Origin of the sequence: Methanovulcanius yangii (assembly GCF_018687785.1) — an archaeon.
Lineage (GTDB): Archaea > Halobacteriota > Methanomicrobia > Methanomicrobiales > Methanomicrobiaceae > Methanovulcanius > Methanovulcanius yangii.
In genome coordinates this window covers 653,682-680,320 of sequence record NZ_LTBL01000001.1, presented here as the reverse complement: position 1 = coordinate 680,320, position 26,639 = coordinate 653,682, and the positions used below count along the sequence as shown (strand labels likewise).

The following is a 26,639-nucleotide window of genomic DNA, read 5'->3' as shown; positions in this document are numbered from 1 at the left end:
AGTTGGGTAATTACTCATCGAGGGTGGTGATATCACCCGGATCGACGCCCATTTCTTTCGCTTTGAGCACCCTGCGCATGATTTTTCCGCTCCTCGTCTTCGGCAGGTTGTCGACATATTCGATTTCGGACGGCACGGCAATGGGCCCCAGTGTCTGACGCACATGGTACTTGAGATCATGCTCGAGCTTTGGTGTCCGGACTGTTCCTTCGACAAGGATCACGAATGCCTTGACGATGTTGCCTTTGACGGCGTCCGGTTTTCCTATCGCCGCCGCCTCGGCGACGGCCTGGTGCGAGACGAGAGCGCTTTCGACTTCGGCCGTACCGATATTGTGACCCGACACGATGATGAGATCATCGGAACGCCCGAGGATCATGATATATCCGTCATCGTCCTTGATTGCAAGATCATTGGTGCTGTAATAGCGGTGATTGGGCGACTCCCAGTACGAACGGTATTTTTCCTCGTCGTCATTGACATACCGCATCATGGACGGCCAGGGTTCCGTTATGGCCAGATAGCCGGTCTGGAAGGGACCGACCGGGTTTCCTTTGCTGTCAACGACATCGGCAACGACGCCGGGGATTGGTTTGCCGGCAAATCCCGGCTTCATCGGTTCGCCGACGAGGGTGGTTATCATGTGGCTGCCGGTTTCCGTCTGCCACCAGGTGTCGGTCAGCGGGCACTTCCCTTTGCCGATCACATGATAGAACCACTCGAAGGCCTCGGGATTGAGCGGTTCACCCACCGATGCGAGGATTCTCAGTGAGCTGAGATCGTATTTGTTCGGCCAGTCCTCCCCATACCGCATGAACATCCGTATTGCGGTCGGCGCCGTATAGAAGACGTTGATGCCGTATTCTTCGATGAGTTTCCACCAGATCCCGACATCCGGGTAATCCGGGGTACTCTCGGTCATGAAGATCGTGGCACCGAGGAGAAGCGGTCCGTATATCGCATAGGTGTGTCCGGTGATCCATCCGGGGTCGGCGGTGCACCAGTAGACGTCATTGTCCTTGACATTCAGCACATACTTCGTCGTGTAATAGGCCCCGACCATGTACCCCCCGCAGGTGTGGACGATTCCTTTTGGTGCACCGGTCGTCCCGGAGGTGTAGAGGATGAAGAGGCGGTCTTCCGAATCCATCTCCTCGGGCGGGCATTTCTTCTCCGCGGCCTGCATGATCTCGTAGAAATCGACCTCAAAGTCGTCGAGCAGGCATGTAGGGGGATCCTGGTTTCTCAGGACAACGACCCGCTCGACGCTCGGCGCATGGATGAGGGCCTCTTCGACGATGGGTTTGAGAGGGATGCTCTTTCCGCGACGCATCGAGGCATCGGCGGTGATCACGACCTTTGCATTCGACCCGACTATACGCTGGTTGAGGGCGCTTGCACCGTATCCGGCAAAGACGACGGTATGCACCGCACCAATACGTGCACAGGCCAGCATGGCGACCACCTGTTCGGGAACCGTCGGCATGTAGATGCAGACGACATCCCCTTTCCCGACACCCAGGTTTTTGAGGGCATTGCCGAACTGCATGACCGCCCGGTGGAGATGGTCATAGGTATAGATCTTCTTCGTTCCGTTTTCCCCGTGCCAGAAGAGTGCCACCTTGTTTCTGCGGTTGTTTTTGAGATGGCGTTCGAGACAATTGTAGGTGATATTCAGTTTTGCATTGATGAACCATTTTGCAAAGGGATATTCCCATTCCCTGACCTTGTCCCACTGCCTGAACCAGAGGAGATCCGACGCGATATCTCTCCAGAATCCGTCAGGATCTTTCAGATAGTTCTGATATGCGCTTTCATAGTCCCTGAAAGGAGCATATTCCCGGTATTCGGCAGGCGGGCAATAGACCACCTGTTCGGGACGAATACCGGCTTCAGAATTTGTCATGATTACTCATCACCAACAATGATTTTGTGTGCGATACATTATCGTTTGTGGTGATGAGGGAACCATTCTACATGATTAACAATTACAAAATTATATGTAGATCACAGTTCAATATTTTTGCATGCTAGGGTGACGAAGATTATTTCGTCATTTGTTGAAGGCTTTTTTAAAGCCATTTGGTAATCACTCGAATGAGAGGATGACACACATGAAAGAATGGATGCTAAGTGAAGCAGAAGGATACGAAATCCTTGCGAAATATGATATTCCTGTTCCAAAGTTCAAAATTGTGACCAGCGCTGAAGAAGCGGGCGATGTTGCAGAGGGAATCGGATTCCCGGTGGTAATGAAGATCGTCTCTCCCCAGATTGTCCACAAGAGCGATGCCGGCGGTGTCGTCACCAGTATCGGCACCAAGGAGATGGCACAGGCGGCATTCAACAGGATTGTCAGCAGTGCAAAGGAGTACAATCCGGATGCACAGATTGAAGGAGTGATTATTGAAGAGCAGGCCGAACCGGGCCTTGAACTGATCATCGGCGGGAAGACCGATCCGTCCTTCGGAAAGGTCATCACCTTCGGTATCGGCGGAACGCTCGTTGAACTTCTCAAGGACGTCACCCTCCGCATTCTGCCGGTGACCGAAGAAGACGCCCGTTTGATGGTCCGGGAGATCAACTCCTACCCGCTCATCGCAGGGTACCGTGGTTCGAAACCGAAGGACGAGGAAACACTGGTCCAGACGATCATCAATGTCTGCCGGTTCTTCGAAGAGAATGAACAGGTCAAGGAATTCGATATCAACCCTCTCCGTCTGTATGAGTCGGGTGCATGTGCCGTCGATTCCCGGGTGATCATGACCGAGAAGAAGAAGAAGGTCAAAACGGTCTCCCGGCCCGATGTTCCTCTCGAATACTTCAACCCCCGCTCGGTGGCGGTCATCGGTGCATCCGACGAACCGACCAAGATGGGATACGCCGTCATGCACAACCTCCTTCACTTCCCCGGTCAGCTCTACCCTGTCAACAACAAGCGCGACACTATCCAGGGGCTGAAGGCGTATGCCTCCATCAAGGACATCGAAGCCCCGGTCGATATGGCGGTCATCACCGTGCCTGCCATGCATGTCCCCAAGGTGGTCGAAGAGTGCGGTGAGAAGGGCGTCTCCATCGCGGTCGTCATCACCGCCGGGTTCAAGGAGATGGGCGAGGACGGCAAGGCGCTGGAAGAGCGTATCGTTGCGATCGCAAACAAATACGGAACCCGCATCGTCGGTCCCAACTGTCTCGGCCTCATCGTGCCTCCCCGTGGTCTTGACACAACCTATGTGCACCAGTCTCCGAAGCCGGGCAACATCGCCTTCCTCTCTCAGAGTGGTGCAATCGTCAACACCGTCGTCGACTGGAGTCTTGCCGAGGACATCGGGTTTTCCGCCGTCGTCTCCGTCGGAAACCAGTCCGACCTGAACTTCTTTGATTATCTCCGCTGGGTGGAGCGCGACCCGCATACGTCTGCGATCATCATGTATATCGAGGAGATCAACAACGGGCAGGCCTTCATGGATGTCGTCAGCGAAGTGACGAAGACAAAACCCGTCATCGCGATCAAGTCGGGTTCCTCCGAACGTGGTTCCCAGGCGGCCGCCTCCCACACGGGTTCGCTCTCCGGGTCGTATGACGTTTACATGGAGGCCTTCCGTAAGGCCGGTGTCGTCTCCGTTCACACCCTGACCGGGGCCTTCCTCGCCGCAGAAATGCTCTCGCACCACAAGAGGTTCCCGGTCGGCACCCGTGCGGTCGTCGTGACAAACGCCGGTGGATTTGCCGTTCTCTCCTCCGACTATGCCGAGCGGTATGGTATCGATCTCATCACCCTTCCACCGGATGTCGTGGAGGAGCTCGACAAGTTCCTGCCGGAATTCTGGAACAAAGGAAACCCGGTGGACCTTCTCGGCGACGCCTCAGAGCGCAGGTTCGAGCAGACCTTCGAGGTCCTTGCCAAACACGACGACCTCTGGGACATGTGCTTTGTCGTCGGGTTCCCGAACAACATCCTCAATTCCGAACAGATGGCAAACCAGATCCTCAAGCTCTCCGAGAGCACGAACAAGCGCGTCATCTGTTCACTCCTCGGCGGCGATTCCATGAACCGCGGCCGCAAGATCCTTCGCCAGCACTCCATTCCGAGCTTCGAAGAACTCGACTTCACGTTCCGCGTGATGGGCCGTGTTCTCTGGCAGCAGTTCAGGGTCAAGGCGCCCGGACTGTTCAACTAATTTTTTTATTATTTTATAATCGGAGACAGGGGACATCGACCAATGCCCGCTGCGTTCCGGAAAAAAAGGTATGTTCTATTAATCATATTCACGCCAGGTGTGGCGACACTTGACGCACCGGAAGAACCGGACTTCAGACTCATCGGCTGATCTCAGCTGTCTGAGCCACCACTCGGCAATGTCGTGTCCACACTCGGGGCACCGTACGGCAATGGTCGGAAGGGTTGCCATCTGTTCGGCGTCCTCGATGATAACGATCTCTTTCTCATCGCGTTTTTCCGTTCGTTTAAGGACCGATTTGTCTGCGGTGGCTTCTTCGATATATCCACATTTCCGACATTTAAGCTTTCCACCGACGGGAACAAGCATTCCCTTGCATTCTGGACAGAACATCATCGGTAACAGATTCGCGGTGACGTATGATTAAGATATGGAAGATGCGCTCCCCGGAGAATATCACCTTAAAAACTCTTTTTACCTGAGGCGCTCAATGCGTTATGATGCAGGAAATTTTTGTATTGATCTCGTTCATTGCATTCCTGGCCTTTCTCATCCCGACCGCATACCGGAAGTACTGTGCGGTGATCGGGTGGGTAAGTGTTGTCCTGATCCTCTTTGCGAAATTTCCGGAATATATCATAGCAAACAATTTTATGTACCCGATAGCCGCTTTCCTCGGGATTCCGTTTCTTATCATTCTCATCCCCAAACTCCTGGAGGAGAATGAACAGAGTTTCATCCTGAGCAGGATGGCGGCAATCGCATATCTGATATTTGCGCCATTTGCCTTTCTGCCTGCCGTCGGGGACTGGCTCATCGCGGTTAACGTCGCCCAGCTGGCATGGGTCTTCCAGACAATCGGATTTCCCTATGAACTCGTGACCTGGAATATGTTCCTCGCCGATATTTACCGGGTCGAGATCATCCTCGCGTGCACAGGTATTCAGGGAATTGCGATCATGCTTGGGGTGGCATGGGCGGTTCCATCAACACGCAGGCAGAAGATTCTGTCGTTTTTTGCGGTCGCACCGGTCATCTATATTCTCAACACGGTACGCAACAGCTTCGTCATCATGGCATATGGCGGACAGTGGTTCCCGTATTTCCCGGAGATTGCCTCCAACGGCCATATCGGGTACGAAAGTTTCTTCTGGGCGCATAACTTCTTTGCAGAGCTGGGCGCCCTCTTCGTCTTTATCGGCATCGCCTGGATGCTCTATCGCATCAATCCGAAACTGGGAGATGTGATGGTGGAGGTGGTTGAGATGTTCGTCCGTGAAATCAGGGGATGGTTCGGTAAAGATAAAGGATTCTCTGGATAGCCGAGAGATTTGTGCAGACGGCAACGATAATCACCGACACCCATATGAACCCGGACAGGCCGCCGAGAATGAGGATAATCAGCGTTTCCGGCCGGCCGAAAAAGCCGATCCCCTCAAGGGGGTCGGAAATTTTTCCATCTTTTCTTCCGTCATATCCGATCTCCGCATAGACGACGGGCTTGATGAAGGTATTCATCATCGAACCGATGATCGCAAGGCACACGATGGTAAAATCGGCGGGAAGGCCCCATTCGGCGGGAACAAGCGCAAACCGTGAAAGGATGGCAATGCCGGAGATGCCGATGCCGAGGAGGACGATGGTGTCGACATATTTGTCGGCAATCCAGTCGAAGACTGCACCGAAATTCGTCTCCTTCTTATTGATACGGGCAACACCCCCGTCGACGAGGTCGAGGACTGCTGAAAGTATGAGCGCACAACTCCCAAGGATAAAGAAACGGTTTGCATACAGGGCGGCACAGGTTATGCCGCATACGAGTGAGAGGACCGTCAGCTGATTTGGGGTAATACCGGTTTTTGCAAAAAACTGAGCCACTGGTTCCAGTTTTTTAATGAATTTGGGCCTGAGCGCGGTAATATTCATTCTCAGCTATAGTGTAGCCTGCCGACCCTATAACTGTTGTTTAAGCATCTTCCGGAGAGGGGGACGAAGGCCCGGCCCGTCATATGTCCCGGGGCAGGAGGGCCGTCTTTGCGGCAGAACCAAATAAGGTTTTAAGCATCGCAGGGCATAGTAAATCATTAGGATTTTTATGTCTGGTTCGTTATCCAGGCCCCATGTTCTGGTGATGTCGGAGATTACCGTCGACGGGAAACTGACACTCAAGCGGGGGGCATCAAGCAAAATACTCATGAAATATATGGATCCGAAGACGGAGATACTTCTTCACCAGACTCGGGCTGAATATGATGCGATAATGGTCGGAAGCACGACCATACGGATTGACAATTCCATGCTGACGGTCCGGCTCGTGGAAGGAGAGAGCCCCCTCCGGGTGATCCCGAACAGCCATGCCGATCTACCCCTTGACGCCAATGTGATGGGACCGGACGCCCCGACGATCATCGCGGTTGCCGAAACGGCACCCCCGGAGAATGTCGAACGGATGAAGGAGAAGGGGGTGGAGGTGGTCGTTGCCGGCAGGGATCATGTCGACTACCCGCTCCTGATGCATATTCTCACGACGGAGTACGGGGTGAAAAAGCTGATGGTCGAGGGAGGTCCGACGCTGAATTACTATATGCTCAATAATAATCTGGTGGACGAGGTCCGGCTCATTCATCTGCCGTTCATCGTCGGCGGGGCCGATACACCGTCGCTTGTCGGAGGAATGCATATCGATTCCGAGGATGAGATGTTCCGTCTGGTCCTGAAAAAGCATTATACCTGTGGAAGTAATCTGGTAACCGAGTACGATGTACTGAACCATGGGTCGGACCGATGAGTTGGCTTGAACGGGAATGCCGGAAAATTGAGCGGAAACGGGAGCGCAGGGCGTGCCGAAGATATTTTATCTACGGCATCATCGTAACCCTGTGTCTTTTTGCGGTCATCGTTGTCTGGTATGCCACCCTCGAAGAGACGACCACCTCGGTCATCCGTGTTGAGGGAACAATCGTTGCAGGCGACGGCGTGGGAAATGGCTACGTGGGCAGTGAATATATCGGGCGGCAGATACGGAATGCGGCCGATGATCCGCTGGTACAGGCTATCGTCCTGCGGGTGAACAGCCCCGGAGGCTCTCCATCGGCAGCCCAGGAGATCATCACGGACATCGAGTATGCGAAAGGGAAAAAACCGGTGTTCGTATCGATGGGGGATATCGCCACGTCTGCTGCCTACCATATCAGTTCACATGCCGATCGGATATTTGCGAACCCTGACACCATGACGGGAAGCATCGGGACCATCTGGCTGGTCTATGACTATTCCCGGGCGCTGGATGAGGACGGCGTCGGTGTGGAAGTGGTAAAATCCGGTGAGAAGAAGGATATCGCCTCGCCATACCGGGCGCTCACCGACGATGAACGTGACTACCTTCAGGTGATCGTGGATGAAAGCTCTGAACTCTTCATCGAGGATGTCGTCGCCCAGCGGGGCATCGATCGTTCCATCATCGATGACGCCCGGCCCATCCGTGGAGAGGAGGCGCTCCGCATCGGCCTCGTCGATGAGATGGGAAATCTCTTCGAGACCATCTCCGCGGCGGGCTCCTCTGCCTCCTGATCGAATCAGGAGTTCTTATTTTTCCGATCAGACCATCTGTTCCGGGTGTGCCTTCATGTATTCCCGGCAGACCGTTGTGGCATACTGGCCGGGGCCGAGGCCGAAGGTGAGGGATGCGGTGGTGTCATCCGGCGTCTCCCATCTGACTTCCGGGGTGAGAGAGATGACACGGGATGCCCCGGCGAACCGTGTTTCGACGAATTTTGCCGCCCTACCGAATGAGGCGGAAGTGATCCCGTCCTTGTCAAGGAGATCTGCCATGAATTCGTCGACCGGACCTGTCGTTTTGGTCTCCTCCGCTCCGGGCATATGAATGCCGATGGCCGCCCGGCCCCGTCTGATGTGCATGGCCGCTGTCTTCTCCGTTCGCCCGGTGACCACATCCTCTTTTCCGCCCGTAAAGATGATGCGATCACCGCTCATCGGTTCGAGGAGGGGGGTGCCGGAGGCGATCCTGAACGAGAGGGCCTTGTTAAAGAGCCATGACTGGTACGCCGAGATAAACATCGAGAGGAGTTTCGGCGGCATCTTCCTGAGTGCCCCCCGGTAGTCGCCCGGCTCCTCGATGAGATGATGAAGGAGGGTCCGTTCGAAACTGAGTGGAACCGGGAGTGCTTTGAGGGTTTCGGCAGGGTTCTTCGTCTCGGCATATATACGGCGTGCCGCTGCGGCTTCGGGCGATTCGCCGTCGTACTCCATGGCGATGTATGCCTCGACGGCTCCCTGGTAGTCGTCCTGAAGGATATGCCGGCCGACCACATGGGTCACCGGGCGCTGGACTCCGAACCGCTGCAGACCGAAATAGTTGGGAACGCCTCCTGCGAGTTCTTCCGTCGTCTGCATCAGGCATCCGCGGAGTTCGTCTCCTGCAAGGTCGGTGTTCCGGATGGTGATGGCAAATTCGTTTCCTTCCAGGTCGCCGAGTGCCAGCTGGCGGGAGGATTGTCCGACATACTCGAGCTGCATGTCCTTGAGCCGCACGGATGCAAGGTCATCCTTGCTGATATCGTATATGGCGATCAGCTGATCGGTGACGGCATTTCGATCCTTCGTGCCGGCCCATGAGATCCGGCGGTGGCTGATGCCGAGGGATTTTGCAATCTCCTTGACCGCACGCTGGTGCTCCCATCTCCGTTTGGTCAGCCGGCAGATCAGGTATTTGCCGTTCTCAGGAAACGAAGACGGGATCTCATGAACAATGAAGTCCTCGGCCACTGTCCGGAGTCTGCCTCCGATGCCGGGCGTGCCGGTGCCGTAATATTCTATTCCCAAATCCTGTTCAAGGGGGTATGAGGAGGCCTTCATAATAACTGGAGATCTCCCGTGATTCTGTCGAGGGCCTCTGAGGGTGCAGGACCAATGCCAAGGGCGGTTACGGTTCCCGGCGGGATTTCCGTCATACCGGCGTCCGTGATGAGGGAGGTGGACATTCCAGCCGCCTCTGCTATGGATTTGAGTTCATAGAGATCCCTGAGCGAGTTGACCTTGAGGGTCACTTTCTTCATTCCCTCGTCGAACCACTTCTTCCTGGTGATTTTATCGGTATTTTCATAGGCCCCGACGGCTGCGTGCGCAAGCTGCGCACACTTCTTGCCGCAGGTCATTTTGATATCGTTGCGGATGATGAGGCATTGTTTGTATTTAAACTCGGGTTCGGGACTCATTGTACCCAGATGATTTCGTGGACGGGGAAAAATAGTTGATGTTCAACCACCCTGAAGAACGAACGGGAGGGGGATTTATCCCGAACGTGAGATTATTTGTATCCTGCCTCCAATCTATGCAGAAGAGATGTATGATGTCGTTGTTGTCGGGGCGGGACCGGCCGGGTCCGCCGCCGCACGCCGGTGCGCCGGATACGGGCTGAAAACGCTCATCGTGGAGGAACATGCAACAATCGGATACCCCATCCAGTGCGCAGGCCTCCTGAGTGTGGCGGCACTGGAAGAATGTGGCGTCTCCGGGGATGCGGTCGTCCGGGAGGTGAGCGGCGCCTCTATCATTTCATCCATGGGGTCGGTCCTTACCTTTGATGCGGGTGTCCCGAAGGCGTATGTCGTTGATCGGGGCGTCCTTGATCGCGAGATGGCGCAGCGGGCGGTTGAAGCCGGGGCCGACATCCGGCTGAAGACCTATGCCTGCGGCATCAGTGACGGGGTGCTCCGTACCAAGGGTGTCCGCGGCACCGAAGAGATACGGTACCGTATGCTCATTGCGGCAGACGGCCCCCGAAGCCCCGTCTCCCGGATGCTGGGGCTGGCCCGTCCCCCGGTCCATCTCTCCGGGGTTCAGGCGGAGGTGCCGTATGAAATGGATGGCCGGCACGTGGAGATCTATCCCGACGCATCGCCGGATTTCTTCGGCTGGGCCATTCCCGTGGAGGACGGGCGGGCCCGGATTGGTCTGTGCGGTACCTGCGATGTCCCGTCACGGTTTGCGGCATTCTCGGCACAGTTCGGACCTTCGTGTATGCATCAGGTGACGGGCACCATCCCTCTCGGGCAGATGCCGCGAACCTATGGTCACCGCACCCTCTTCATCGGGGACGCTGCGGGCCTTGCCAAACCGACCTCGGGGGGAGGCGTCTATACCGGGGTTCGTTCCGGCTGTCATGCCGCCGACACCGCGATGGAATGCTGCGGGAACGACAGGTTCGATGATGCGGCGCTTGAGGGATATGAGAGCCGCTGGAAGAAGGATTTTGGCAGGGAACTTGATATCGGAATGCGTTTTTTCCGCATCAGACCAAGGGTTAGTCCCCAGCATCTGGATGAGGTATGCCGGACACTGAATACTCCCGGGATGAAGGATATCATCGTCAGATACGGCGATATGGATCGTCCGGGCACGGTCCTGAAGCATCTTCTGAAAAACCCGGCGATGTTCAGGGTCATCTATTCGATTGGCAGGTCTGAAATCGGGCGAATAGTCAACTAATTCTTTTGAACATATGAGAAATGCAAAACATATTTAATGATCCATTTGCAAGTATCATTGGCAATCCACGAAAGGGCTGACCACCCTTTTGCTGGGTTTGCTATGTATGCGCCCACGGGGTAATCCGGGAAATGAGACCTCTATCGTGTCTGCGCACACATCTTCATACACCGGCCAGTATGTACCCAATACCTGGTACATCGTGAAGCAGAAGACTGACCACCTTCTGTTTCCTTTCACAATTTTTTTCTCGTTTTACGGTACATTGGCACCTATGGAGAGCCAGTTCGGACGAGGATTCATCACCAATATCATGCTTGTCACCAAACATTTTGCCCTTGCACCCGAGAAGGCGTGGCCCGGGGTGTCCGATCATCTTCTTGAATTCGAGCTTCCGGAGATGTTTGCCGGAACGGAGGTGGAGGAGCTGGTGACAATGCTCAGAAAAAACATCATGTGGCACCAGAACGGGCAGATGGATGCCGAGGATGCCGAGGCGGTATGGCGCATTCTTAGGCGACTGGTCCTCGCGATCGATCGTCAGCTGGGCATTGCCGACCCTCAGGTCGGCAAGTTCGACTGATACCTGAATTTCTTTTATAGAAATCATAAAATGCGATTGTAACCAAATAATACTGTAGGAACCAAGGAGTTTTTTTCTTCTTTGTATTTGTGTGAAATAGAGGTACCCATGAACAAAAGCAAACTGTATTCTTATGATTCCTTGTTCTTCGGAAGTGGTTGATATGACGGGGGAAAACAATTATTCCGGGAAAAATATTAAAGTGCTGGAGGGGCTTGAAGCCGTCCGGCAGCGCCCTGCAATGTACATCGGGAGTACCGATATACGGGGCCTTCACCATCTGGTGTATGAGATAGTGGACAACTCGATCGATGAGGCATTGGCGGGGTATTGTTCAAATATCGTAATTACGATCAAATCAGACGGTTCGTGCCGGATTGATGATGATGGCCGCGGTATTCCCGTGGATGCCATGTCCGGCCAGAAGGGGAAGAGCGCCCTTGAGGTCGTCCTGACCGTCCTCCACGCCGGAGGAAAATTCGATAAAAATACGTACCAGGTATCCGGCGGTCTTCATGGGGTGGGCGTCTCCGTGGTGAATGCCCTTTCGACATTCCTCCATGCCGAGGTGTATCGTGAAGGGTATATTTACGAGATGGACTTTGAACGGGGCGCTGTCGTACAGCCCATGACCTCCCGGGTCAATGCGACGAAGAAGGAGCACGGGACCATCATCACCTTCAAACCGGATGGCAGGATCTTTGACTCCGTGGTCTTCGACTACGATATCCTCCTGCACCGGATGCGGGAACTGGCGTTTCTCAACAGCGGCATCTCAATCACGCTGATCGACGAACGCAGCGGTGATACGGATACGTTCTGTTACGAGGGAGGCATTGCGGAATTCGTCAGTTACCTGACAAAGGAGAAGAATCCGATTCACCCTGATGTCATCTATCTCAATACGGAGGATATCGAGAACAAGGTGGAAGTCGAGGTCGGCCTCCAGTACACGTCAGCATATACGGAAACGGTGCTGACCTTTGTCAACTCCGTCAACACACGGGAGGGAGGTACGCATCTCGAGGGATTCCGGTCCGCCCTTACCCGGACCATCAATACGACGGCACGCAAGAACAATATCATCAAGGACCCGAAGTTTGCCCTCCAGGGCAATGATGTGCGTGAGGGTCTCAATGCCGTCATCAGCATCAAGATTGCCGAACCGCAGTTCGAGGGCCAGACAAAGATGCGGCTCGGCAACAGCAACGTGAAGGGGATCGTCGATTCGCTCGTCTACCAGTCGCTCTCGGAGTACTTCGAGGAACATCCGAAAGTGATCCGGGCAATCGTCGAGAAGGCGGTCAGTGCCGCAAAGGCGCGTGAGGCAGCACGCAAGGCAAGGGAACTCGCCCGGCGAAAAGGAACGCTCGATTCCGGCGGGCTTCCGGGAAAGCTTGCGGACTGTTCGGAAAAGGACCCGTCCAAATCGGAGATCTATATCGTGGAGGGGGATTCTGCAGGAGGCTCTGCAAAACAGGGCAGATCCAGACTATTCCAGGCGATCCTGCCGCTGAAGGGAAAGATCCTCAACGTGGAGAAGGCACGGCTTGACAAGGTGCTGAAGAACGAGGAAATCCAGACGCTGATCACCGCCATAGGGTCGGGTATCGGCGAGGAGTTCGACATCGATCGGGCACGATACCACCGGATCATCATCATGACGGATGCGGATGTCGATGGTGCCCATATCTGTACGCTCCTCCTGACCTTCTTCTACCGGAATATGCCGGAGCTGATAGAAAACGGGTATATCTACATCGCCCAGCCGCCGCTCTTCCGGGTCGCCCGCGGGAGGACCGAGCGCTATGTCTACACGGAAGACGAGATGCGAAAAGTCGTCGATGAGTTCGGCGAGAAAGGCACCAGTGTCCAGCGCTACAAGGGTCTTGGTGAGATGAACGCAGAACAGCTCTGGACAACAACGATGGATCCCTCCCGGAGGGTCCTCAAGCAGGTGATGATAGAGGATGCGGCCTATGCAAACGAGATCTTCGAGAAGCTCATGGGAGACAACGTCGATGCACGCCGTGAATTTATCCGCCGCCATGCCACGGAGGTGACGAACCTTGACGTCTGAGATGGGTAAGAAAGATACCAACATCGGCAAACTGATTCAGGTCTCTATCGAGGAGGAGATGAAGACCTCCTATCTTGACTATGCGATGAGTGTCATCATCGGCCGTGCGATACCGGATGTCCGTGATGGTCTCAAACCAGTGCACCGCCGTACTCTCTTTGCGATGGGCGAGATGGGCAATACCCATGACAAGCCGTTCAAGAAGAGTGCGAGGGTGGTCGGAGATGTCATGGGTAAGTATCACCCGCATGGTGATGCCGCCATCTACGACACCGTCGTGAAGATGGCGCAGAACTTCTCCTACCGCCACACTCTGGTCGAGGGGCAGGGAAATTTCGGGTCCATCGACGGCGATTCCGCTGCTGCGATGCGTTACACCGAGGTCCGTCTCGACCCGCTCTCCGAGGATCTCCTGGCGGATATCAATAAGGATACCGTTGATTTCATACCAAACTTTGACGAAACGCTCAAAGAACCGGTGGTTCTTCCTGCAAAGGTCCCAAATCTTCTGCTCAACGGTTCGAACGGTATTGCCGTCGGTATGGCGACCGATATCCCCCCGCACAACCTTCGCGAGGTCTGTTCGGCAGTCTGTGCCACCATCGACAATCCGGATATCACCCTCAATGAGCTGATGACGCATATTCCCGGTCCGGATTACCCGACCGGAGGGATCATCCTCGGCCGTGAGGGCATTGCCCGCGGCTACCGGGAAGGGCGTGGCGGCCGGGTCCGGCTCCGCGGCGTTGCCACCATCGAGGATGATGGTAAAAAACCGCGTATCATCATCACCGAAATTCCGTACCAGGTGAACAAGGCGGCGATGATTGAGCAGATGGCAACCCTCGTCCGGGAGAAGAAGATCGACGGAATCTCGGATCTCAGGGATGAGTCGGACAAGGACGGCATCCGGGTCGTCGTCGAACTCAAACGCGGTGCGGTGCCCGATGTCGTCTTAAACCAGCTCTACAAGCATACGTACCTGGAGAAGACCCACAAGATCATCAACCTCGCAATCGTTGACGGGCAGCCGAAATTCCTTCATCTCAAGCAGTTCATTACCGAATTTCTCCGTCACCGTATCGAGGTCGTCACCCGGCGGACGAAGTATGACCTGAAGAAGGCTGAAGATCGCCTGCATATCCTGCAGGGACTCCTCATAGCTCTCGACAACATCGAGGCGGTCATTCAGACCATCCGGTCGTCACAGACGACCGATGAGGCGATGTCCCGGCTGGTGGAGAACTTTGCCCTCGATGCCATCCAGGCGGATGCCATCATGAAGATGCAGCTCAGGCGCCTTGCGGCCCTCGAGCACCAGAAGATCGTCGACGAGAAGGAGGGTCTCCTTGCGGAGATCACCCGCCTGAACCTGATCATCTCCGACGAGAGCCATATCCTCGCAGAGATCAAACGCGAAACCATAGAGATCGGAGAGAAATTCGGCGATGATCGTCGCACCCGGTTCATGGCCGACCCGGGAGAGATCGGGACCGAGGATCTCATTGAGAACAAACCCGTGATCGTTTCGCTGACATCCCAGAACTACATCAAGCGCATGCCCCTTGACACCTACAAGGGCCAGCACCGCGGTGGACGCGGTATCATCGGCATGTCCACAAAGGAGGATGACATCGTTGAATCGGTCTTCGTCGCCAACACCCATGATTACCTCCTCTGTTTCACAAACGCCGGCCGTGCCTACTGGCTGAAGGTCTGGAATATCCCGGAGAGCTCCCGGACCGGACGGGGCAAGGCGATCGTCAACCTGCTCAACCTCGATGACGAACGGGTGACGGCGATCATCCCGGTCTCGGAGTTCCGTGAAGACCGGTACTTCGTCTTTGCCACAAAGGAAGGGATGGTCATCAGGATATCACAGGACCTGTTCTCGCGACCGCGGACGACCGGCATCAACGCCATCAAGCTGCGGGATGATGATGAACTCATTGATGTGAAGGCGACTGATGGCGGAAATGATCTGATTCTCACGTCGCTCCATGGACAGAGTCTCCGGTTCAGCGAAGAGCTGATCCGCGCATCGGGGCGCAATGTCCTCGGGGTGAAGGGAATAAAACTGCGCTTCGGCGATGAGCTGAAAAACATCGCGCTCGTATCAAAGGACTATCTGCTCACCATCACGTCGAACGGTTATGGAAAGCGGACCGAGTTCGACGAATTCCGGGGGCACGGACGGAGCACCATGGGAGTCAGAAACATCCAGACCTCGATGGACGGCGGGGTGGTTTCATCGAAGGCCGTTTCCTCCGATGCAGAAGTGATCCTTATGAGTTCCTCCGGCATCGTGATGCGCACCGCCGTATCCGAGATCTCCGTCCAGAAGAGAGGCACCCGGGGTGTTCGCATCATGAAACTCGACGACGGGGACCGGATCGTCGGGTTTGCCATCCTTGAGGCGGGAATGGACGAACCGGCGGCCGATGATGCGGCGGAAGCAGCGGCTGAAGGCGCAGACGACGTTTCCGAAGAATAAGATGGGATGCCGGCTAATTCCCGGCATTGTTCATCCATTCAGCTTTTTTTATTGCGGTGCATGCAGATGAGCGACGCTGCTACGGTCCCGATGATGAGCGGTATCAGGGGGGCAGGTGTTCCGGTCGGCTCTTCATTCCCGTTTCCTCCCGGATACATGCTTGCGGAGATCGTCTCTTTCTCATCCGCATCGATCTCGATGTTTGCAACCCAGTCCTGATACCCGTCTTTTTTGAGGGTGATCTTGTACGTGCCGGGTGCGATGCCCGGGATGATGAGCGGGGTCATCCCTTTCATGTCGCCGTTGAAGTAGACCTCGGCACCGGACGGTGTCGACTGAATGTTCAGGGAACCTTCATAGGGAGTGGTCCGCTCCACCAGTGTTGCAGTGATGGTGATGGTCTTGTCCTTCAGAACCCGGATCTGTGAGACCCAGTCGTTATACCCGTCTTTTTTCAGGGTGATGTCGTGGACGCCCACGGTCTTCTCCGCGATGGTGGTGGGTGTCATGCCGTAGTAGTCTCCGTCAAAGTAGATGGAGGCCCCCTGAGGAACGGAATTGATTGTTGCCGATCCGGTAAAGGGGTCAAGGGTTACCGTCACCGAGGTGGTCTCGCCGCTGCGGACGGCGAGGGACCCGCTCCATGTGATGTACCCGTCCTTTTTTACCTCCAGCGCATAGGTTCCCGGTGCGTACATCCCGGTCAGGTCGAGAGGGGTGTCTCCCTTATACGATCCCGAAACGAAGACCTGTGCCCCCGAGGGAGAGGAGGTGATGGTGATGCCGCTCGGTGCACCGGACGCAATTCCCATCACCAGGCCCAGCAGGAGAATGAGACTGATCCCGGTTTTCATCGCGAGGATATTTCTGCTCATAATGGGTCTGCATACGATGCAGGGTATTAATATGTTTTCTGCGGGAGAGTATCTGTCGGGGAGAGCATTCCCGTAATCGTGGAAGGTGAGATGAGTTGTATCAGAGAGAACTGACCATTGAGACGCATGGAGAAGGGGAGATCGTCGACCTGAGCGCGGCAGTGCAGGATATTGTGACCGCAAGCAAAATCCGGACAGGTCTTGTCACGGTCTTTGTGAAAGGGTCGACCGTCGCTGTGACGACCATTGAATACGAAACGGGCGTTCTTTCGGATCTGCGTCGGGCTCTCGATGTCATGGCCCCGAAGGATGCGGCATACGAGCACGATGCGGCATGGGGCGACGGCAACGGGCGGTCACATGTGCGTGCAGCCCTGATAGGGCCCTCGATTACGATTCCTCTTCAGGAAGGAAAATTGCTCACCGGTACATGGCAACAGATTGTCATGGTTGAGCTTGATGTGCGGCCCCGAAGGACGCGTTCTGTTGTATGTACCGTAAATGGAATGAAGGAATGAAAAGGGATTTTTATGAATCGGTTCAGTCGAGGGGGACTGTTTCCAACTGTGACACCAGCTCCCAGATACGGGTCCTGGCGTGAACAGGCATATTCGGGTCATTGCTGATCTCGTCGATCATGGAGATGGCCGTTGCAGCACGCAGGCCCAGGCCCTGTGAATCATCCTGGAGAACTTTGCGTGTTTCATCGGCCACACGGCGGATATTGCGTGGAATCGTGCCGTCTTCGATCATTTGCTGGAGCATCATTGTACAGTTATTTATTGTTACTTCCGGGTCAGCCATGGTTTCCACCTTCGCAGTATACATTTTTGGTGAGAGCATATATAAGATACTTGACAAACCGGATGATGCGCATGAAGACTGAAGACACGATAATGGCCGAATATCTCCTTAAGGGAGGTAAAATGCTCTCGAAAACCTGTAAGGATTGTGGAGCGCCGCTGTTTGAGACAAAGGAGGGCGTCCTGTGTGTGGTCTGTAAGGAGATCGGACCGCCGGATGAGAAGGGTGCCGAAAAACCGGTGCGGCATTCACCCCCGGAGGCGGAACCGGTGATTGTGCCGCCGCAGAGGCTGCACGCCGGTGCGTGCCACGGGGAGGTGGGAGAGGAGATCGAACAGGCGATCCTTGCCCTTTGCCGACGGGTCCGGACCGAGTCACGGGCCGAGGACTGCTATCTTCTCATGAAAGGAATACGAAAGGGCGTCCAGGCACTGCAGGACCTCTGATTGTTATCCGTGATTGTTATCTGGTATACGGTCGCGCCATGAGGGAGGCGATCGTCTCCGCCGTCTTTTTTCCAACGCCTTCGACCTGCATCAGCGCCTCCTCATCGGCATTCAAAACGTCTCTGAGCGTTCCGAAATGACCGAGGAGGAGCCGTGCATGCCGTGCGCCGATACCGGGGAAGGATGCAAGGATATACTCCTGCTGTTCGCGATCGGAATGGTAGGGTTTTTTGGAATGAAGACTTGGGGGGGTGCTCCCCGTCTCAAGTCTGCGTGCTATGATGTAGAGCATCTCCGCCGTCTCTTCCGGGGTGGCCGTATAGAGGATCGTCACCCCCATGTCAATCCCGATTGCGGCAAGGACGCCCCGTATCGCATTGGGGGAGATGTTTCGCTGGCTGAAGAGATCCTCCCCTTCGATGATGAGGATCGGGCGGGACACCCGCATCGAGAGGCGGCGAATCTGCCCGAGCAGATCGCGTTCTATCAGGCTGTCGGCGAAGTCCTTTGTTGTCTTTCGCTCAACGAGGATCTGGTCTCCGATGGCATAATCCCCGTCTTCAAGGCGCTGCACCGCGATGGAAAGCCCCTTGCCGTGGAGGCATTCCACGACCCGGGATGAGGTTTCCCGGTCGTCTGCGACAACGGATGGCCGTGAGGTGTCGAGGAAGGCATCTATGCTCATCTGTTCCCTGCCGTGCGCTGGTGCCGGCTGCTCTTCTTCTCCGCTTTTCTGTGCGGGACTGAAGGTGCCGGGATGCTGCCGCAGCGATGAGATCTCCTTGTGCATCGACTTCTCCTTGGACTGGCTGACCCAGCGGTAGGCCTCGTCGCTCGTCCCTTTGGTGACGAGGACGATGATGCTGCCGGCACCATGGCGTCCGGTCCGCCCCTTGCGCTGGATGCTGCGAATCTCCGATGGAACAGCCTCGTAAAAGATGACAAGGTCGGTCGATGGGACGTCCAGCCCCTCCTCCCCGACAGAGGTTGCAACCAGAACCCTGAACTCGCCGCTCCGGAACCGGTCCATGGTTTTGAGCTGTTCCTTCTGCGAGAGGCCACGCTCGGTGTCCCGTGATGCCTGGCCGACGAAGCGTTCGGCGTCGATGTCGTGTTCCTGCAGATGGGAAACAAGGATCTGGACGGTATCACGGAAGGTCGCAAAGACAATGATCCGGCTGTCGGGGAAGAGTTCGAGCTGTCGCTGTACGAGTTCACGCACCATCGTCTGTTTGGGGTGAAGTTCGGTCTCCCACGCATCGGCCCGGGCCAGAAGGTCGAGAAGAACGGCATCCCCGGCAAGGCGTTTGCTGGCCTTCGACGCCGATGGCGTCTCCCCCTCCCGTGCCAGTTTGTGCAGGTACCCTTTGAGCGCCTCGCTTCCCTGCCCCTCGGCAAGGGCGGTGGCATGGCGCAGTTTCATGCATTCGGCCAGGATCGATGCCGCGATATACCCGGAGCTGTCCTTCTTTTTTATCCGGGACTGTGACTGGGCCTGGATCCCCTGAATTGCCTTCATCGTCAGTTTGTCAGCAGAGGGCACCCGAAAGCCGAGGCCGCCGAGGGTTTGAAGGCGGGAGGCGACCATCGATTCGAGGGCCCGGACTGCAAATCCGAGCTCCGGCGGAAGATCCACGGAGACATAGGTGAGCTCACGTTCGTGGATGTAGGGTTTGACATCCGGGTCCGTCTCCGTTCTGCTTTCAACCGATTCAATGCCCATATGTACGCATATTTCGGAGATCTTCTCCTCGTTGCTTCCGGGTGACGCGGTCATCGCAAGGACGAGGGGGTGGGATGCGGTCCGGTTGTACTCGCCTGCGATGAAGACGTACGCATAATTGCCGACCGCACGGTGGCATTCGTCGATGATCAGGAGGGAGACATCCGAAAACCCGTATCTGCCCGCGAGGACATCGTTTTTGATCACCTGGGGTGTCGCAAAGATGTAGCGGCTCTTCTTCCACGTCTCCATGCGTTTCGCGGTCGGGGTCTCGCCGGTGAACATCGCGGCGCCTTCGAAGTCATCCGTCGGGGACGGCGGTTCCAGCAGATGGCGTGAGAAGAAGCGGAAGTGCTGCTCCACAAGGGGTTTTGTGGGAGCCATCATGAGCAGTTTTCCCCCGTAATTTTTGATTCTTGATGCGGCGACGATGAGCCCTATCGCGGTCTTCCCAAGACCTGTCGGGAGGACCACCATCGTGTTTCCCAACAGCGCGGTCGCTGCAATGGACAGCTGATACTCGCGCTCTTCAATACTTTCAGGCAGAATAAGGGGGTGGGTGAGGTGGGTCATTCTTCATTCTTCAGATCAGCAAACTGCTTTTTGCCCCTGATGAGCTCCCCGAGGGTCCCGGATACGGTGTCTGCGGGAATGCGGACCTGTTCCATGCTGTCCCGGTCACGGAGAGTGACGGTCCGATCTTCCAGAGTATCGTAGTCGATCGTGATGGCATAGGGGGTTCCGATCTCGTCCTGGCGGCGGTACCGTCTGCCGATGGCGCCGTTGTCATCGTACTGGGTGAGAATGTTGTGCAATGTCAGGTCGGCAGTGATCTCGCGGGAGATCTCCTCCAGACCGTCACGGTTCACGAGGGGGAAGACAGCCACCTGAACGGGGGCGATGGGGGGCGGGAAGTGAAGAATTCTCCTGATCTCTCCCTCGACCTCCTCCTCGTCATAGGCATGCTCGAGCGCACAGTAGAGAATACGGTCGATACCATACGATGGCTCGATGACATGCGGCATAATCTCCTCGCCGCGAATCTCCACGGTCTCCTCCCGGACCTCGAAGAGATCTGCCGGGATGAAATATTCCTTCCCGTCCACCGTGACGGTTGCACCCTCATCGGTCGGTTCGGCGGCTGTGAGGGCATCGGCGATGGGTTTTGCCTTCCCGCGGTACTGGGGGCCGAGCGCTCCCATATCGGGAATGATGCGTCTCTGCGTCTCGGTGCGGGATTCGCTGTACGGGATGAAGACCGTGAATGCATCGCCGCTTTCTGCAGAATGGGCACGCAGGTCGTAGTCCGTCCGGTCCGCAATTCCGACGGTCTCGACCCATCCGAACCGTTCGGAATAGATCTCCGCATCCCAGCAGTCCAGTGCATAGTGGGCGCACTCCGTCGGGAGGTGCTGGCGGAACCTGAGTTTGTCGGGATTGATACCGACGGACATCAGGATCTCATGGGTGAGGGCGATGTAGTAGGCCACGTATTCGTTTGCCACCAGTCCCGAATCGACGGCACCCCGCATCGAGGTCGTCACGGGGGCGTCGCCTGCCATCTGCTGCGTCTGTCCCCAGAGAGGAATGACGTAGTCGGCATACCGGGAGAAGGCGGGATGGTTCTTGTGCTCCGGGTGGATGAAGATCTCGGCCTCCGCCTGTGTGAATTCACGCAGACGGATCATGCCCTGCCGGGGGGATATCTCGTTTCGGTATGACTTGCCTATCTGGACCGCTCCGAACGGGAGTTTTTCCCGGTAGAAGCGTGACAGCCGGTTGAAATCGGTAAAGATTCCCTGGGCGGTTTCGGGGCGCAGGTAGCCCGTGCGTTGTGAGCCGGGGCCGATGCCCGTCTGGAACATCAGGTTGAAGTGGAAAACCTCGACATCTCCCATCGATTCGCCGCAGGAGGGGCAGGGAAGACCCGCAATGCAGTCCTTTAATGCCTCAAGGCTCAGTGCATCGGCGCCCATGGTTCCGTGCTCCTCGGCGATGTGATCGGCACGGTGATATTCCCGGCAGTGGGGACACTGGCACATCTTGTCGGCAAATCCCTTGACATGACCGGAGGCGATGTAAATTGACTCGACGCCGATGGTCGGGGCTTCTATTTCATAATAGCCTTCCTGGATGATGTAAAAATTTCTCCAGAGGTTTTCTATCTTTCTCTTGAGCATTGCCCCCAGCGGACCGTAATCAATAAATCCTGCCACAGACCCATAGCATTCTGAGGAGGGCCAGACAAATCCTCTCCTTCGTGCAAGTTCAATAACGTTATCGTAAATATCGGCCATTGGAAATCCCTGAAGTTGATAATACTTCAACGCGTGATTATAAAACATATTTTAAAAGGCCAAAAGTCCCTCTGTGCACAGAAGAAAACAATTATATCAAATCGTGGACATTATAAAGCAGAATTACGGGGTGTGAGCCTATGCGCGAAAGCAAGAGCAAAAAGAAGGTACGGATGAACCAGAGGAAACAGGAACTTCTGGATCTCTTCACCAATATTACGAGCAAGACGACCATTGTTGAGCCGATGAGAAAGATTCACGGCACACTCAGGGACAAAGAGGCAATCGAACGCGAAGTTGCGCTCATCATGCGTGAGGTCCTGGACCAGGGGCATTTCAAGACAAAACTCGCGCCACGTCAGCTGGCACAGCTGGTCTGTGCATACTATGACAACAAGAACGATACCGAGATTGCCCGCACTCTTGGCGATGAGAAGCTCTCCAAGACGGTGGCACGGGCACGTGTGCGCCTGAAGCTCTTCCGCGAACTGGATTTCAAGATGCCGTTCGACCCTGCCCAGATGGAGGCGCTCCTCGATTCGGGCAAGACCATGAAGGAGATCAGCGAGGAACTTGGCATCAGCCCGTCGACACTCCGTGAATACCGGCATGTGATCGAATCACAGCGGGATCCGACGCTGGACCCGTTCCTCGAGCGGATCCGTGATGTCATGGAGGACCGCGACCTGACCGAGTCGATGACGGGTGGCGTTGTAAACGACGGCCTCTCGGAAGCCATCGACATCACCGAAGCGGAACTGGCGGACCTGTCCTGATTCCCCTCCATTTCCGTCCCTTCTTTTTCCGTCTGATTTTTTATTGAAGAGATCCATCTTTCCCTATGAAACTCACGTGGCTCGGACATGCATGCTTCCTCCTGGAGGGCACGAAGACGATCATTATCGATCCGTTTGCCCCGGAGGGCGGGATTCCTGATGACGTGGATATGGTGGCGCTCACCCACGGTCACGACGATCATGTCGGGGAGACGATACGACTCGGCAGGAAGACGGTCGCCATCAATGAAATCGGAAAATATCTTGCAACCCATGGACTGGAGACCGAGTGCATGAACCTCGGCGGCACCATCGAGGTGGATGGTGTCCGGTTCACCATGACGCCTGCCCTGCATTCAGGGTGGATGGAGATGGCGGGGCAGGGCTTCTACGGCGGTGGCGCTGCGGGGTTCGTGATCTCGATGGACGGCATCTCGGTGTACCATGCGGGGGATACCGCCCTCTTCTCCGATATGAAGCTCATCGGTGAACTTTATCATCCTGATGTCGCCTGCCTTCCCATCGGCGGACGGTTTACGATGGGGCCTGCTGAAGCGATGATGGCCGCGGAGTTCGTCGGAGCTCCGATCGTCATTCCGATGCATTACAACACATTCGAGGCCATCAGGCAGGACCCGCATGCCTACAAAAAAGCCGTGGAGCGGACGACCGATATATCGGTGCAGGTCCTCTCTCCCGGAGAATCGATGGAAATTAAATAATATTTTTTTGTTGTTATTCCCAGGGCACGAGTCCCTGGTCCTTCCGGTAGGTGTTGATGGCCTCACGGATGGCGCCTTCGGCAAGGACGGAACAGTGAATCTTCGGTTCCGGCAGGCCGCCCAGCGCCTCCACCACATCCATATTCGTGAGGGCCCATGCCTCCTCGAGGGTCTTTCCCTTGATCATCTCGGTGGCCTTGCTGCTGGATGCAATCGCAGCGGCACATCCGAGCGTCTTGAATGAAACATCCACGATAACATTGTCTTCGATCTTCAGGTAGAGTTTCGTGCGGTCGCCGCATTCCGGGCTCCCCACATCGGCGACCACGGTGGCGTCTTCCATATCCCCGACGTTGCGGGGGTGTTCAAAGTGGTCCATTACTGTTTCATTGTACATCTGCCGTCACTCCGTGTGGTCAGAAAATCGCCATGTCCCGCAGGCGTCCGACGACCTGGGGAAGAACGTCCAGTACATATTCGACGTCCTCCTTTGTATTATCATCCCCAAGGGTCAGCCGGAGGGACGACCGTCCATGTGCCGCCGGGACTCCCATCGCACGGAGAACATGGGACATGTCGTCACTTCCCGAGCTGCAGGCGCTGCCGATGGAGGCGCAGATGCCCCGTCGGTTGAGCATCAGAAGAAGGGCTTCGCCGTCCAGTCCCGGAAACGAGAAGTGGGCGTTGTTTACGAGCCGTTTGTTCGGATGGCCGTTGTAGTGGCTGTCGGGGATACGTTCGGTGATGCCGGATGCCAGCATGTCGCGAAGAGCACCTACCCGTTTCTGGTGCCCGGGTATATCTTTGGTGACCCGCTCGATTGCGGCACCGATGCCGACGATGCCGGGTACATTCTCCGTCCCTGCACGGCGCCCTTTCTCCTGGGCACCGCCGTGAATGAAGGTATCGATGTCTGTTCCATCGCGGATATAGAGTGCGCCGGTTCCTTTCGGCCCGTAGAACTTGTGGCCGGAGAGGGAGAGGAGGTCGATGTTCATGACATCGACATCGATGGGAATATGGCCGATGCCCTGGACGGCGTCGGTGTGGAGGCATATGCCGTGGTCGTGGGCGAGGGCGCCTATCTCTTCTATCTGCTGAATCGTCCCCACTTCGTTGTTTGCGAGCATCACCGAGATGAGTGCCGTCTCCGGGGTGATGGCGGCCTCGACATCCGAGGGGTCGACCATCCCGTACCGGTCGACCGGGAGATAGGTGACGGAAAATCCCTGTGTCTCGAGATATTCGCAGGAATGGAGGATGGCGTGGTGTTCGACCGAGGAAGTGATGATATGCCGTCCTTCGTTCCTGCGGGCCCATGCCACCCCCTTGAGTGCCCAGTTGTCTGATTCGGTGCCCCCGGCGGTGAAGAAGATCTCACCTGCGTTCGCCCCGAGTGCCGCGGCAACCTGTTCCCGCGCCGTTGAGACGGCCTCCCTGCTCGTATTCGAGAGGCGGTAGAGCGAGGAGGGGTTGCCGAAATGCTCCGTAAAATATGGGAGCATCGCGGCAACGACGTCCGGGTGGGTCGGTGTCGTTGCGGAGTGATCAAGATAGACGGTTGGAACGTCCGTTGTATGGGGTTGGTTCATAAAATCGCATTTGGATTCTCTTATTCGGGAACCTTATGCTTTTCGGGGCGGGTTCGGTTTGGAAAAAAAGGATATTAAAAATCAGTCATGATTCTGAACTGATCGATCTCTTCACTGTTGAGTTCTTCCAGGAATCCCTCGGCTGCATTGCAGATATTCTTGGATGCGGTGATGGCACGTCCGACGACGAGGATGTCGGCGCCCGCCTTGAGTGCGTCCTTCACCACGTGCTGGCGGATACCGCCTGCGGTTGCGACGAGGAGTTTGCCGCCGGCGGCCTTCTTGATTGCCGGGATGTCGCCCCAGTTGTATTCATCACCCTCGGCGTCGATGGCACGGTGCATCTCGACGACGTTCGGGACGGCGCCGCGCTTGGCAAGTTCGGCTACGAGTTCTGCGGGCTTTTCGACATTGAGCATGTCGATGACCGAGTAGACGCCGGTCTTCTTTGCCTCGATGATGAACTTCTCGATGGTGGCGATGGGTGCAAGCCCGGAGACGACGACCGCGTCTGCGGATGCGTTGGCTGCCATCCGTGCCTCGAGGTTGCCGGTGTCGAGCGTCTTGAGGTCGGCGATGATGAATGCCTCGGGACGGTATTTGCGGATCTCACCGATGACGCTGAGCCCGAACTGTTTGATGAGCGGGGTGCCGGCCTCGATGAGCACGTGATCGTTCTGGGGCACATTGCGAAGAACACGCTCGACCGACTTCATGTCGACGAGGTCCATGGCGACCTGGAGGTAGGGCGGGTCCCAGAGGCGGTGGACCTTGAAGCCCATGACGGCGTGGCCGGCACGGTCCTTCTCGTGGATGAGGGTCTTCTTGTCCGGGAATCCGGCGATGGCGCGCTGGATTGCCTGTTTGGTGGCGCCGTAGTTGTACCGGTAGATGCGGTTGTAGTCCTGTGCCGTGGGGTGCAGGAATGCGCTTGCGAGGATGACGGTCTCTTCGAGATCCATATCGTCGAAGATGCCTTCCTCGACAGAATCGGCGACCGCCTTTGCAACCGCTGCCTGAACAGCGCCGAATATTGCATTGACCTGCTCCTCCTTTTTGAGGGTCACCTTCGGGATGATGAGGGTTGCCGGTTTGGTCAGGAGGTTGGGGCGGATGACCGCCAGAAGCGGGGTGTGGCCTGCGGAAAGCTGTGATGCCGCATTTGCAAAGGCCATCCCGACGGGGCCGTTTTTGTCACCGATCATCAGATCGATGTGGGCGAGTTCTGCTCCCTCGCCTTCGAGAGATTCTCCTATAAGAAACATGGTTAAATTCCTGCGTTATTATGGGAGTTCTCTGTACATAAATCCACGTGTCGGGTTGAATGGGAACCGGGATGTGTCGAAGAGCTGTTCGTCAATTGGGGTGTTTTGCGGGCGGGCCGCACAGAAGAGTTTGGGGTAGGAAGACCGGGGTTTGTTCAGGTGCGAGGGGACGTCCACTGCAGGATGAGCGTCATTTGGCCCCGTTTATGGTATGTTTGCCGTTCTCCCCATCGGATTGGCGCAATTCAACCGACATGTCCGGGATCAGGAGGTATTCGTGCAGTGACGAAGAGG

Annotated in this window: 24 protein-coding genes; 12 read left to right on the top strand and 12 right to left on the bottom strand. The window is 56.0% G+C overall.

All coding sequences use genetic code 11. From position 1 onward, the window contains the following. Positions 1-10: 10 nt before the first annotated feature. Entirely contained in the window at positions 11-1,906 is a 1,896-nt protein-coding gene (acs, locus tag AZH53_RS03405) for an acetate--CoA ligase (protein WP_319642140.1), read from the bottom strand. Positions 1,907-2,114: 208 nt separating this feature from the next. Between acs and AZH53_RS03400 the strand changes: the two genes are divergently transcribed. Next, positions 2,115-4,181 carry an acetate--CoA ligase family protein gene (locus AZH53_RS03400; RefSeq protein ID WP_319642139.1) on the top strand — a complete coding sequence of 689 codons (2,067 nt, stop codon included), beginning with the start codon at positions 2,115-2,117 and terminating at the stop codon, positions 4,179-4,181. Between the two features lie 78 nt (positions 4,182-4,259). On the opposite strand, the gene AZH53_RS03395 is transcribed toward AZH53_RS03400, so the two are convergent. Continuing rightward, complete coding sequence (locus tag AZH53_RS03395; protein WP_319642138.1) at positions 4,260-4,577, bottom strand: transcription factor S; 318 nt, start codon at positions 4,575-4,577, stop codon at positions 4,260-4,262. Positions 4,578-4,678: 101 nt separating this feature from the next. Between AZH53_RS03395 and artA the strand changes: the two genes are divergently transcribed. Next, a complete protein-coding gene (gene artA, locus AZH53_RS03390; protein ID WP_319642137.1) occupies positions 4,679-5,503 on the top strand; it encodes an archaeosortase A in 825 nt (274 codons plus the stop codon). On the opposite strand, the gene AZH53_RS03385 is transcribed toward artA, so the two are convergent. After that, positions 5,463-6,107 (bottom strand): CDP-alcohol phosphatidyltransferase family protein, encoded by a 645-nt coding sequence (locus tag AZH53_RS03385; RefSeq protein WP_319642136.1) that lies wholly within the window; start codon positions 6,105-6,107, stop codon positions 5,463-5,465. The genes artA and AZH53_RS03385 overlap by 41 nt on opposite strands. A gap of 169 nt (positions 6,108-6,276) precedes the next feature. Between AZH53_RS03385 and AZH53_RS03380 the strand changes: the two genes are divergently transcribed. Both AZH53_RS03380 and sppA read left to right on the top strand, forming a co-directional pair. Then, positions 6,277-6,969: a dihydrofolate reductase family protein gene (locus AZH53_RS03380; RefSeq protein WP_319642135.1), complete on the top strand. Its 693-nt coding sequence runs from the start codon at positions 6,277-6,279 to the stop codon at positions 6,967-6,969. After that, on the top strand, positions 6,966-7,751 hold the full coding sequence (sppA, locus tag AZH53_RS03375) for a signal peptide peptidase SppA (RefSeq protein WP_319642134.1): 786 nt from the start codon (positions 6,966-6,968) through the stop codon (positions 7,749-7,751). Before AZH53_RS03380 ends, sppA begins: the two co-directional genes overlap by 4 nt. 27 nt (positions 7,752-7,778) lie before the next feature. Here sppA and truD read toward each other — a convergent pair whose 3' ends face one another. Then, positions 7,779-9,056 carry a tRNA pseudouridine(13) synthase TruD gene (truD, locus tag AZH53_RS03370; RefSeq protein ID WP_319642133.1) on the bottom strand — a complete coding sequence of 426 codons (1,278 nt, stop codon included), beginning with the start codon at positions 9,054-9,056 and terminating at the stop codon, positions 7,779-7,781. After that, on the bottom strand, positions 9,053-9,415 hold the full coding sequence (gene pth2, locus AZH53_RS03365; protein ID WP_319642132.1) for a peptidyl-tRNA hydrolase Pth2: 363 nt from the start codon (positions 9,413-9,415) through the stop codon (positions 9,053-9,055). The genes truD and pth2 overlap by 4 nt, the downstream gene beginning before the upstream one ends. A 127-nt stretch (positions 9,416-9,542) precedes the next feature. Between pth2 and AZH53_RS03360 the strand changes: the two genes are divergently transcribed. From AZH53_RS03360 to gyrA, 4 genes are all read left to right on the top strand, one after another. Further along, entirely contained in the window at positions 9,543-10,688 is a 1,146-nt protein-coding gene (locus AZH53_RS03360) for an NAD(P)/FAD-dependent oxidoreductase (RefSeq protein ID WP_319642131.1), read from the top strand. Positions 10,689-10,962: 274 nt separating this feature from the next. Then, positions 10,963-11,271, top strand: coding sequence for a hypothetical protein (locus AZH53_RS03355; RefSeq protein WP_319642130.1), 309 nt, complete (start codon positions 10,963-10,965; stop codon positions 11,269-11,271). A 163-nt stretch (positions 11,272-11,434) separates the two neighbouring features. Then, complete coding sequence (gene gyrB / locus AZH53_RS03350; protein WP_319642129.1) at positions 11,435-13,351, top strand: DNA topoisomerase (ATP-hydrolyzing) subunit B; 1,917 nt, start codon at positions 11,435-11,437, stop codon at positions 13,349-13,351. Beyond that, positions 13,341-15,845: a DNA gyrase subunit A gene (gyrA, locus tag AZH53_RS03345; RefSeq protein ID WP_406600370.1), complete on the top strand. Its 2,505-nt coding sequence runs from the start codon at positions 13,341-13,343 to the stop codon at positions 15,843-15,845. The genes gyrB and gyrA overlap by 11 nt, the downstream gene beginning before the upstream one ends. 38 nt (positions 15,846-15,883) lie before the next feature. On the opposite strand, the gene AZH53_RS03340 is transcribed toward gyrA, so the two are convergent. Continuing rightward, the gene (locus AZH53_RS03340; protein WP_319642128.1) at positions 15,884-16,720 is read right to left on the bottom strand and encodes a PEGA domain-containing protein; all 837 of its coding nucleotides are present in this window, start codon (positions 16,718-16,720) and stop codon (positions 15,884-15,886) included. Between the two features lie 95 nt (positions 16,721-16,815). Here AZH53_RS03340 and AZH53_RS03335 point away from each other — a divergent pair, with 95 nt between their 5' ends. Beyond that, positions 16,816-17,238 carry a secondary thiamine-phosphate synthase enzyme YjbQ gene (locus tag AZH53_RS03335; RefSeq protein WP_319642127.1) on the top strand — a complete coding sequence of 141 codons (423 nt, stop codon included), beginning with the start codon at positions 16,816-16,818 and terminating at the stop codon, positions 17,236-17,238. A 22-nt stretch (positions 17,239-17,260) separates the two neighbouring features. Here the strand turns inward: AZH53_RS03335 and AZH53_RS03330 are convergent, their stop codons facing one another. Beyond that, complete coding sequence (locus tag AZH53_RS03330; protein WP_319642126.1) at positions 17,261-17,524, bottom strand: UPF0147 family protein; 264 nt, start codon at positions 17,522-17,524, stop codon at positions 17,261-17,263. Between the two features lie 71 nt (positions 17,525-17,595). Between AZH53_RS03330 and AZH53_RS03325 the strand changes: the two genes are divergently transcribed. Next, on the top strand, positions 17,596-17,970 hold the full coding sequence (locus AZH53_RS03325; RefSeq protein ID WP_319642125.1) for an Sjogren's syndrome/scleroderma autoantigen 1 family protein: 375 nt from the start codon (positions 17,596-17,598) through the stop codon (positions 17,968-17,970). Between the two features lie 16 nt (positions 17,971-17,986). On the opposite strand, the gene AZH53_RS03320 is transcribed toward AZH53_RS03325, so the two are convergent. Then, entirely contained in the window at positions 17,987-20,266 is a 2,280-nt protein-coding gene (locus AZH53_RS03320) for a DEAD/DEAH box helicase (protein ID WP_319642124.1), read from the bottom strand. Continuing rightward, positions 20,263-21,990 carry a glycine--tRNA ligase gene (gene glyS / locus AZH53_RS03315; protein WP_319642123.1) on the bottom strand — a complete coding sequence of 576 codons (1,728 nt, stop codon included), beginning with the start codon at positions 21,988-21,990 and terminating at the stop codon, positions 20,263-20,265. The genes AZH53_RS03320 and glyS overlap by 4 nt, the downstream gene beginning before the upstream one ends. Positions 21,991-22,130: 140 nt before the next feature. Between glyS and AZH53_RS03310 the strand changes: the two genes are divergently transcribed. Both AZH53_RS03310 and AZH53_RS03305 read left to right on the top strand, forming a co-directional pair. Then, positions 22,131-22,766: a response regulator receiver protein gene (locus AZH53_RS03310; RefSeq protein WP_319642122.1), complete on the top strand. Its 636-nt coding sequence runs from the start codon at positions 22,131-22,133 to the stop codon at positions 22,764-22,766. Between the two features lie 65 nt (positions 22,767-22,831). Beyond that, positions 22,832-23,488, top strand: a complete 657-nt coding sequence (locus tag AZH53_RS03305) for a metal-dependent hydrolase (protein WP_319642121.1) — start codon at positions 22,832-22,834, stop codon at positions 23,486-23,488. Between the two features lie 13 nt (positions 23,489-23,501). Here the strand turns inward: AZH53_RS03305 and AZH53_RS03300 are convergent, their stop codons facing one another. The 3 genes from AZH53_RS03300 to AZH53_RS03290 form a co-directional block, all read right to left on the bottom strand. Then, on the bottom strand, positions 23,502-23,885 hold the full coding sequence (locus AZH53_RS03300) for an iron-sulfur cluster assembly scaffold protein (RefSeq protein ID WP_319642120.1): 384 nt from the start codon (positions 23,883-23,885) through the stop codon (positions 23,502-23,504). A 19-nt stretch (positions 23,886-23,904) separates the two neighbouring features. Beyond that, positions 23,905-25,080, bottom strand: coding sequence for a cysteine desulfurase NifS (nifS, locus tag AZH53_RS03295; RefSeq protein WP_319642119.1), 1,176 nt, complete (start codon positions 25,078-25,080; stop codon positions 23,905-23,907). A 74-nt stretch (positions 25,081-25,154) separates the two neighbouring features. Then, a complete protein-coding gene (locus AZH53_RS03290) occupies positions 25,155-26,345 on the bottom strand; it encodes a bifunctional 5,6,7,8-tetrahydromethanopterin hydro-lyase/3-hexulose-6-phosphate synthase (protein WP_319642118.1) in 1,191 nt (396 codons plus the stop codon). Between the last annotated feature and the right edge of the window lie 294 nt (positions 26,346-26,639).

Bases quoted from the DNA above. Each gene is read 5' to 3' on its own strand.
- acs (WP_319642140.1), bottom strand. From the start codon at position 1,906: ATGACAAATTCTGAAGCCGGTATTCGTCCCGAACAGGTGGTCTATTGC.
- AZH53_RS03400 (WP_319642139.1), top strand. From the start codon at position 2,115: ATGAAAGAATGGATGCTAAGTGAAGCAGAAGGATACGAAATCCTTGCG.
- AZH53_RS03395 (WP_319642138.1), bottom strand. From the start codon at position 4,577: ATGATGTTCTGTCCAGAATGCAAGGGAATGCTTGTTCCCGTCGGTGGA.
- artA (WP_319642137.1), top strand. From the start codon at position 4,679: ATGATGCAGGAAATTTTTGTATTGATCTCGTTCATTGCATTCCTGGCC.
- AZH53_RS03385 (WP_319642136.1), bottom strand. From the start codon at position 6,107: ATGAATATTACCGCGCTCAGGCCCAAATTCATTAAAAAACTGGAACCA.
- AZH53_RS03380 (WP_319642135.1), top strand. From the start codon at position 6,277: ATGTCTGGTTCGTTATCCAGGCCCCATGTTCTGGTGATGTCGGAGATT.
- sppA (WP_319642134.1), top strand. From the start codon at position 6,966: ATGAGTTGGCTTGAACGGGAATGCCGGAAAATTGAGCGGAAACGGGAG.
- truD (WP_319642133.1), bottom strand. From the start codon at position 9,056: ATGAAGGCCTCCTCATACCCCCTTGAACAGGATTTGGGAATAGAATAT.
- pth2 (WP_319642132.1), bottom strand. From the start codon at position 9,415: ATGAGTCCCGAACCCGAGTTTAAATACAAACAATGCCTCATCATCCGC.
- AZH53_RS03360 (WP_319642131.1), top strand. From the start codon at position 9,543: ATGTATGATGTCGTTGTTGTCGGGGCGGGACCGGCCGGGTCCGCCGCC.
- AZH53_RS03355 (WP_319642130.1), top strand. From the start codon at position 10,963: ATGGAGAGCCAGTTCGGACGAGGATTCATCACCAATATCATGCTTGTC.
- gyrB (WP_319642129.1), top strand. From the start codon at position 11,435: ATGACGGGGGAAAACAATTATTCCGGGAAAAATATTAAAGTGCTGGAG.
- AZH53_RS03340 (WP_319642128.1), bottom strand. From the start codon at position 16,720: ATGAGCAGAAATATCCTCGCGATGAAAACCGGGATCAGTCTCATTCTC.
- AZH53_RS03330 (WP_319642126.1), bottom strand. From the start codon at position 17,524: ATGGCTGACCCGGAAGTAACAATAAATAACTGTACAATGATGCTCCAG.
- AZH53_RS03325 (WP_319642125.1), top strand. From the start codon at position 17,596: ATGAAGACTGAAGACACGATAATGGCCGAATATCTCCTTAAGGGAGGT.
- AZH53_RS03320 (WP_319642124.1), bottom strand. From the start codon at position 20,266: ATGACCCACCTCACCCACCCCCTTATTCTGCCTGAAAGTATTGAAGAG.
- glyS (WP_319642123.1), bottom strand. From the start codon at position 21,990: ATGGCCGATATTTACGATAACGTTATTGAACTTGCACGAAGGAGAGGA.
- AZH53_RS03310 (WP_319642122.1), top strand. From the start codon at position 22,131: ATGCGCGAAAGCAAGAGCAAAAAGAAGGTACGGATGAACCAGAGGAAA.
- AZH53_RS03305 (WP_319642121.1), top strand. From the start codon at position 22,832: ATGAAACTCACGTGGCTCGGACATGCATGCTTCCTCCTGGAGGGCACG.
- AZH53_RS03300 (WP_319642120.1), bottom strand. From the start codon at position 23,885: ATGTACAATGAAACAGTAATGGACCACTTTGAACACCCCCGCAACGTC.
- nifS (WP_319642119.1), bottom strand. From the start codon at position 25,080: ATGAACCAACCCCATACAACGGACGTTCCAACCGTCTATCTTGATCAC.
- AZH53_RS03290 (WP_319642118.1), bottom strand. From the start codon at position 26,345: ATGTTTCTTATAGGAGAATCTCTCGAAGGCGAGGGAGCAGAACTCGCC.